The following is a 7,995-nucleotide window of genomic DNA, read 5'->3' as shown; positions in this document are numbered from 1 at the left end:
ACATCGCATAGCGCTCCTCGCCCGGGCGCATCGGCTGGATCGTCGTGACGAAGACCTCGTCGGCCACGACGCCGCCGGTGGCCAGCATCTTCGCGCCGCGGATCGTGATTCCCTCGCCATCGCGATCGACCACGCCGGCGGTGAGGAAAGGATCCGCCTGCTCCGCCGCCCCCTTCGAACGATCCGCCTGCGGATTGATGATGACGTAGGTGAGGTAGAGGTCCTTGTCACGCGCATACCGATAATAGCTCTCGAGCGCACCGGCGCGGGCCGGATCATACTCCTTGAACACGTCGAGCCCCATGTAGAGGCCGGAAATGCACGACGCGACATGGTCAGGAGCGCGACCCATGAAACCCGCATGCAACGCGGCCCACGCTTCGAGCGCTTTGCGCCGTTTCACGAGTTCGGCGTAGGAGCCGGGAAGCTGCCAAATGCGGTTGGCGGGCGTGCCGCCTGTGTCGAACGTCATCAGATCCGCGTTCTCCGGCGCACTTGCGAAGTCGAACAGCCCCGCCATGGAGGTTGCCAGATTGCGGAAAGCCTGGTGCGTCGTCACGTCCCCGACCGTGGCGCCATTGATGTAGATGGTCCGGCCGTCCTTCAGGCCCGACAGATATTCCTTTGCACTACGCATCGCAGACCTCCGGTTCGAAGCTAGTAATGAATGGGAAGCGGCCAGGTCGGCTCGCGCTCGGTTTCGTCGACGAGATCGCGATAGCGACCGCGAAAGAAGATCAAGGGCGCGGTCGCGTCGCTGCGGGTGGTGTGGCGAACGACACGGACGACAAAGATGACATGGTCGCCGCCGTCATAGTTCGCGTAGGACGCACATTCGAAATGTGCCATCGCTCCAGCGATGAGCGGAGCCTCGGCATGGCCGACCGAGGTCTTCACCTGGTCCCATTTGTTGGAGAGAGCGCGCGCGAACTGATTGGAAACGTGTTCCTGGTCGCGCGCCAGAATATTCACCGCGAAACCCTTTGCCTCGAGCATTGCGGGCAGGCTGCGGGCCTTGCGGTCGACGCTGAAAAGAACGAGTGGCGGGTCGAGCGAGACGGAGTTGAACGAACTCATAGTCACACCGATAAGTTCGCCCCCCTTGCCGCGCGCTGTGACGACAGCAACGCCGGTCGCGAATTCCCCGAGAGCACGCCTGAATGCACGGTCGTCCATCGAAACACCCGCCTCGATCTTCCCGTCCCTCAATTATATTTCCCAAAAGCTTTCTGGAAAAGCTATTAGAGAATGTCAAGTCCGCTTGCTGAGCGGCCGCTTGCATGGTCTTTAGGCAAATACCTGAGGAATCGCTGGGAGATGACTGTGATCGACGCGCTTTTGACAGCGTCCAAGCCTGAGCTGCTCGACAAGGAAGGCGACCGGACACTTCGCGGCCTCCTCCACGACTATTTCGCCTTCGGCCGCAGCTTGGACGCTGCCCGCGAAATGTTTGCAGGTTTTGTCGGCCTTTCGACCACCCAGTATCTGATCCTCATCGCCATCAAGAACTCCACGGCGGAAGAACCGATGGGAGTGAACCAGGTCGCCGAACGACTGTATCTAAGCGGCGCCTTCGTCACCAACGAGATCAACAAGCTGGTTTCCGAAGGGCTGATCGAGAAGAGCCCTCATCCTGGCGACGGGCGGCGGGTCCAACTTGCCCTCACGCAGGACGGCGTCAGCCGGTTGATCCGCCTGGCGGCCCTGCAACGTCCGGTCAATGATGCGTTGTTTGGAATGCTGACCCGCGAGGAGTTCAAGGCATTGTCCCAGCTTCTCTCTCGCCTTGCTTCCGGCGCCGATAGCGCCCTGAAGCTCGCCGAACATGTTCAGGCGACGCTCAAGTTTCAGGAGGATCAGCGGAGCGCCGCAGCGCCGGAAACCCGCAAGAAGCGACGTGCGACGCTTCGCAAATAACTGCTGACGGCCTCAACACGCTTCGGTGCTTCTCGCGGCCAAGTTCAAGGGTAATCCCTGATTGATGCAAATTTCCGCTTCGGCAGAATCGCAAAGTCGCCCGGTGCCTTCCCGGGCACACTTTAACGTCTCTGCATGACACGGGACCGCATGTCGGCCGATTGCCCCAGGGCGATATCGTTTGCCCCGTCGAGCACCTCATACTCTTGGGCGTACGAGATACTCTTGGCGTACGAATTCGCAGTGGATACGAAATCCAGTCAGTTCAAGCCTCCCTCAACCGGCTCGTTAGCACCGCGACTGGAGCAAGATTATTCCGTTCGAGTAATAGCGCTCAGTGGAAACCCGATTTGTGGAGAATACCATGACGTCTCTATATCGGATCACGAAACATGCGTTGCTGGGCGTTGCTGTCGGCATCGCAACAGCGTCGCAACCAGGCTTCTCGAATGCACAAGACATCACCGCCGACGAGGCCAATGCGATCGCCACCAGCGCTTACGTCTACTTCTACCCGCTCATCTCAATGGACATCACGCGCAAGCAGTCGACGAACATCGAACCGGGAAAAGAACTGGCCAAAGGTCCGATGAATATGTTCGTGAATGTCCCGGCATTTCCCCCGGTGATTTGAAAGTGGTCGTGCGGGTCAACTTCGACACGCTCTATTCCGTTGCGTGGCTCGATCTCACCAAGGAACCGCTGATCGTCTCCGCCCCGGACACGAACGGACGCTTTTACCTCCTGCCGATGCTCGACATGTGGACGGATGTCTTCGCGTCCCCGGGCTGGCGCACAACGGGAACCAAGGCAGGTAATTTCCTGGTTGCTCCGCCCGGCTGGCGGCCTGATCAGCGCGAAAAGCTCGTCGAAGAATTGAGGCTCCCGAAGGACACGCAGCGCATCGACGCTCCCACGCCCTATGTCTGGGTCATTGGCCGCACCAAGACGGACGGCCCTCCGGATTATCCTGCGGTCCACAAGATCCAGGCCGGCTACAAGGTCACGCCGCTCTCCGAATGGGGCAAGACGCCGAAGCCCGTCGAGGTCAAAATCGATCCGAGCGTGGACATGAAGACGCCACCAAAAGTTCAAGCCGACACCATGCCAGCCGACAAATATTTCGCCTATGCCGCGGAGCTTATGAAGCTGCACCCGCCGCACGTCACCGACGAGCCTATTGTCGCGCAAATGAGGAAGATCGGGATCGAACGCGGCAAGAGCTTCGACATCACCAAAGTCGCCCCCACGGTGAAGAACGCCCTCGAAGCTGCACCGGCCGCCGCGCAAAAGCTGATGGAATGGAAGTTGCAGACGCTCGCCCGCGTCGCGAACCACTGGTCGATGAATACCGATACGATGGGCGTGTACGGAAACTATTACCTGAAATGCGCCATCATCGCGCAGCAAGGTCTCGGCGCGAATTTGCCGGAGGACGCGATCTATCCTCTCAATCTCGGCGACGAAGCGGGCCGGCCGCTCGATGGTGCCAACAAGTACACCATCAGTTTCGACAAGGGTGCCGCGCCGCCGGTCAATGCGTTCTGGTCGATCACGCTCTACGACTCCGACGGCTTCCAGGTGCCCAACAGCCTCAACCGCTTCGCAGTCTCGAGCTGGATGCCGTTCAAATACGATCCGGATGGATCGCTGACGCTGTATTTCCAGAACGACAGTCCAGGCAAGGACAAGGAAGCCAATTGGCTTCCGGCACCGAAAGGCCCCTTCAACCTGACGATGCGTCTTTACGGGCCGAAATCCGATGCGCTGACCGGCCGGTGGAATCCGCCGGTGACGCGCGCTCAATCGACGCTGGGCCTGAGCGCGCAGTGAGGCGAGGATACGCTTCGACTGCGCTAACCGTTGCACCTTGCGCCAGCTGCTGACGACGCAGCTGGCCATCATAACGCCACGGCAAAGCAATAGTGCCCATCTTCATCGATCGTGGTGCGCCAACTCTCGAGAGGTTGGGTGAGCGTCGTGTCCCCGCACAGAGTTTCATGCGAAGCCCATCGTACACGCCGGCGCCAACAGTCGTTCATGGAATATTTCAACGGGGTAGCACGCCCTCCCGCTTACAGATCTACCTATATATATCTAACCGGACGGCCGCTGCGGAAAGTCCCTTCAGCGTGCCCTAAGATCCAGTTCAAGAATAAAGGCATGATTCGTCTAGTGTCGTGGATCAGAAATTCGCACCGTCGTTGCCGCGAGTCCATCGTGCGAATTTCTGATCCATAAACGACACTAGAATCATAGGCTTGCTAGTGTCCCGAATCCGAAGTTCGCTCTGAGCTCGCTGCAAGTATGGCGAACTTCGGATTCGGGACACTAGCAGATTCACGGGTTGACCTTGTAAGCAGGTTGCTATGCAAAACACGGCTAAATCGCGGGTCGGAAGCGGACAGGGTGAGCGGACCGATTCAATGATCGCCGTCTCTGCCTCGAAGCTCTCCACCGCCGACCTCAACAACCTCATGCGGGCGCTTGAGATCGACGTCGTGGCGTTGACAGAGATCCTCGTTCCGCGCGGTCACCGGGTCGAGATGGGAATGATCGATGCGCCCGCGATCCACTACAACCTCAAGGGTTCTGGACGGATATCGATAAACCGCGGCCCGAACATGCAGTTGATGCCGCACCTGCTCATCATCGTTCCCCCGAATACGCCCTTTTCGATCGAGGTCGACGGCGGCGATGGTGCTACTCGTCTGATCAACCGCGATTGTTGGAAGCGCGACGAGGAAGGAGTCTTGCGCGTCGCTGTTCCGAACGAAAAGCCCGAGGTCGTGCAAATTTGCGGCTTCTTCAACGCGTCCTTCGGCCAGTCGGTTGGTCTGTTTCGCGACCTGCGCGAACCAGTCGTCGAGCAATTCGAACCGTCGGACAAGATTGATGGCAAGCTCCGCGAGGCCATGGATGAGCTCTTGTCGCAAGAAGTCGGCATGGGAGCGATGACGGCCTCACTTTTGAAACAAGTCATCATTGCATTGGCGCGGCGTTCGCTGAAATCATCGCAGAGCTGGACGGACCGTTTCTCCATCCTTGCCGACCGCCAGATCACGCGCGCGTTCGCCGGCATGGTCGCCCGCCCTGGTGCTGCCCACACGGTCCAGAGTCTTGCCTACAGCGCAAGCTTGAGCCGTTCGACCTTCATGGCCCGCTTCTCCGAAATCTTTGGTCGCTCGCCCATGGCCATCCTTCGCGACCTCAGGATGCGCCAAGCCGCGCTCGATCTGACGACGACGACGACGCCCGTCGATGTGGTGGCTCATAACGCGGGATATGAGAGCCGCTCGAGCTTCGTGCGCGCATTCCGCAAAGCCTACAACGTTGATCCTAGCGAGTACCGGCAGAGCGCGAAGAAAGGCGAGGATGATTTTTCCCGTCCTTAGCCAGATTCGCGCACGCCTGGCGCACTGATCCTTGGCGCTGGCCCGCCCCGGATTCCGGAATGCGTGTCCGTTCGTCCAAGCACACCCGTCGCGGGTTTCATCGCGCCCGCACTAGTGGCAACGTCGCTCCAGGATAACGCTCCCTTTCGACGTGCGGGGCAGATGTTTGTACCGCACCGTTGATTTTGCGCGTCGCGTCGATGGCGTCGATTCAATGACCAAAGGTCATTGGACCCATCGAGTTTCGCCTCCCCATTTTCGCGCGTCAGAGGAATTCGGAAGATGACGATGTACCACACACAGGCAGGTGGGCGATGAAGGCAATCGTTGTGACGGACCAGGCTGCGGGAACGGCCGGGATGAAGCTGGCGGAACGGCCCGAGCCGCAGGCAGCAATAAACGACGTCGTCGTTCAGGTTTATGCGTCGGGATTCGTCGGGACTGAGTTGGCGTGGCCGTCGACCTGGACTGATCGCCTCGGCCGCGACCGGACACCGTCGATCCCCGGGCACGAGCTGGCCGGAGTGGTTACCACCCTCGGCTATGGCACGACGGGGCTGTCAGTGGGACAGCGCGTGTTCGGCCTTACGGACTGGACTCGCGACGGCACCCTGGCCGAGTACGCGGCGGTCGAGGCGCGCAACCTCGCGCCGCTGCCGGGCGACGTCGACTTCGCGGTGGGCGCGAGCCTGCCGATTTCGGGCCTGACTGCGTGGCAGGGACTGTTCGAGCACGGCCGCCTTCAGGCGGGCCAGAGCGTCCTCGCGCACGGCGCGGCGGGCGCAGTCGGGTCGATGGTGACGCAACTGGCACGATTGGCCGGCGCTCACGTCATCGGCACCGGACGCGCCGCCGATCGCCAGAACGCACTCGACTTCGGTGCGCACGAGTTTGTCGACCTCGATAACGACGCCCTGGAAGACGTCGGCGGAGTCGATCTGGTGTTCGATGTCATCGGCGGCGACATCGGGCAGCGGTCCGCGGGCCAGATTCGAGCCGGAGGAACACTGGTGTCCATCGTCGGACCGTCCGAGGCGCGGCCTGTCGACGGACTGGCTGTCGACTTCGTTGTCGAGTCCGATCGCGCCCAACTGAGTGAGGTCGTCCAGCGGGTGCGAGACGGACGACTGCGGACGAACATCGGCAACATCGCGCCCCTCGACGAGGCCGTCTCGGCCTTCAACCCGACCGAGCGACGCCCGGGAAAGACGATCATCCGCGTTCGTCCGTGAGCGACACGCACCTTTCGATGCACGCGGCCGACCGGCTGCGTCCTATCAGACGCGCCGGGGAGCGGCCTGGGAAATCACGGCCCCCGGCAAGAGATGTCGAACGCCGGCCCATCCCTGCAGCATTTCCAGGAAAGAGAGCGAAAACACTCTCGTACCTCAACCTATCCCTTCACCCATAGGCCTAACCACGACCAACGGAATGACCATGACCAACGCTGTCATCGAATGTATCCTGAGCCGCAGCGCCACCAAGTACTACGACCCTGCCGCCACCCTGAGTGACGACCAGATCCGTGAGCTGGTGCGAATCGGCACCACCGCGCCGACGTCCTTCCACTTGCAAAACTGGCGCTTCATCGCCGTACGCACGCCTGAAGCCAAGGCTCGGTTGCGACCGATTGCTTGGGATCAGCCCGCGATCACCGAAGCAGCCGTTACCTTCATCGTCTGCGGCCAGTTGGCCGATTCCAGCGTAATACCAGGACGCCTGGCACCGCTGGTGGAAGCGGGCATCATGCCGCCAAAGATGGTGCCGGAATGGGAAATCCCCGCACGCGATCTGTACATGAAGTATCCGCAGCGCCAGCGCGACGAGGCAGTACGCACCGGCACCTTCGGCGCGACGACGATGATCTATGCAGCCCGCTCGCTGGGTCTGGGTTCGACGCCGATGATCGGTTTCGACGCCGAAGCGGTGGCCCGCGAGTTCGGACTGGCCGAAAACGAAGTGCCGGTCATGCTGTTGTCCGTAGGGGCGGAGCGTCCGGGAAACTGGGCGCAGAAGCCGCGCCGTCCGGTGGCCGATGTGCTGGATCTCATATAATTCTTTCGTAAAACCAATAACTTGCAGAGGACACGATGCCGAGAACTGCAGCTCTAAAACCGGAGCAGGTGCCAACCGATTCGAAACCGACCCTCGATACGTTCACCAAAAACATCGGGTTCACCCCAAATATGATGGCGACCTTCGCGCAGAGCCCGATCGCGTTCAACTCATGGGCCGCCCTGCTCGGCTCCTTGAGCAAGGCGCTCGACGTGAGAACGCGTGACAGCATCGGCCTCACTGTCTCCGAAGTGAATGGCTGCAACTACTGCCTGACGGTTCACAGCTTTACGGCCGAGCACATGGCCAAGCTGTCGACCGATGAGATCATTCTCGCTCGGAAGGGCCATGCCAGCGACCCGAAGCGAGACGCCGCCATCCAGTTTGCGCGCAAAGTCATCGAGACCCGTGGCAGCGTCAGTGACGCCGATCTGAAAAACGTCCGCGATGCCGGCTACACGGATGCGAACGTCATGGAGATCGTCGCGCTGGTGGCCATGTATTCCCTGACGAAATTCTTCAATAACGTGTTCGATCCCGAGAAGGACTTTCCCGCCGTTACACCGGCTGGCTCTGTCTGAACTCTATCCGGTCGCATCGAGCATCACCTGAGACGGTGCGCCAACGA

Annotated in this window: 7 protein-coding genes and 1 pseudogene; 6 read left to right on the top strand and 2 right to left on the bottom strand. The window is 60.5% G+C overall.

Going from position 1 to position 7,995, the window contains the following annotated elements; genetic code table 11:
- Positions 1 to 637 (bottom strand): 4-hydroxyphenylacetate 3-hydroxylase N-terminal domain-containing protein (locus tag RCO31_RS32755; RefSeq protein WP_308972575.1); only part of this gene is annotated, 637 nt, incomplete at its 3' end.
- A gap of 20 nt (positions 638 to 657) precedes the next feature.
- The gene (locus RCO31_RS32750) at positions 658 to 1,176 is read right to left on the bottom strand and encodes a flavin reductase family protein (RefSeq protein WP_308972574.1); all 519 of its coding nucleotides are present in this window, start codon (positions 1,174 to 1,176) and stop codon (positions 658 to 660) included.
- Between the two features lie 141 nt (positions 1,177 to 1,317).
- On the opposite strand from RCO31_RS32750, the gene RCO31_RS32745 reads away from it, so the two are divergent.
- The 6 genes and pseudogenes from RCO31_RS32745 (at position 1,318) to RCO31_RS32720 (ending at position 7,948) form a co-directional block, all read left to right on the top strand.
- Positions 1,318 to 1,917, top strand: a complete 600-nt coding sequence (locus RCO31_RS32745; protein WP_308972573.1) for a MarR family transcriptional regulator — start codon at positions 1,318 to 1,320, stop codon at positions 1,915 to 1,917.
- A gap of 364 nt (positions 1,918 to 2,281) precedes the next feature.
- Positions 2,282 to 3,750, top strand: a pseudogene (locus RCO31_RS32740) (DUF1254 domain-containing protein).
- Between the two features lie 719 nt (positions 3,751 to 4,469).
- Entirely contained in the window at positions 4,470 to 5,312 is an 843-nt protein-coding gene (locus tag RCO31_RS32735; RefSeq protein WP_308972572.1) for a helix-turn-helix transcriptional regulator, read from the top strand.
- A gap of 314 nt (positions 5,313 to 5,626) precedes the next feature.
- Positions 5,627 to 6,544 carry an NADP-dependent oxidoreductase gene (locus RCO31_RS32730; protein ID WP_308972571.1) on the top strand — a complete coding sequence of 306 codons (918 nt, stop codon included), beginning with the start codon at positions 5,627 to 5,629 and terminating at the stop codon, positions 6,542 to 6,544.
- A 205-nt stretch (positions 6,545 to 6,749) separates the two neighbouring features.
- Positions 6,750 to 7,367, top strand: coding sequence for a nitroreductase family protein (locus tag RCO31_RS32725; protein ID WP_308972578.1), 618 nt, complete (start codon positions 6,750 to 6,752; stop codon positions 7,365 to 7,367).
- A 35-nt stretch (positions 7,368 to 7,402) separates the two neighbouring features.
- Positions 7,403 to 7,948 carry a carboxymuconolactone decarboxylase family protein gene (locus RCO31_RS32720; RefSeq protein ID WP_308972570.1) on the top strand — a complete coding sequence of 182 codons (546 nt, stop codon included), beginning with the start codon at positions 7,403 to 7,405 and terminating at the stop codon, positions 7,946 to 7,948.
- Positions 7,949 to 7,995: the final 47 nt, after the last annotated feature.

The organism is Bradyrhizobium sp. LHD-71 (genome assembly GCF_031157255.1).
GTDB lineage: Bacteria > Pseudomonadota > Alphaproteobacteria > Rhizobiales > Xanthobacteraceae > P52-10.
This window is presented reverse-complemented; position numbering and strand designations above follow the sequence as displayed.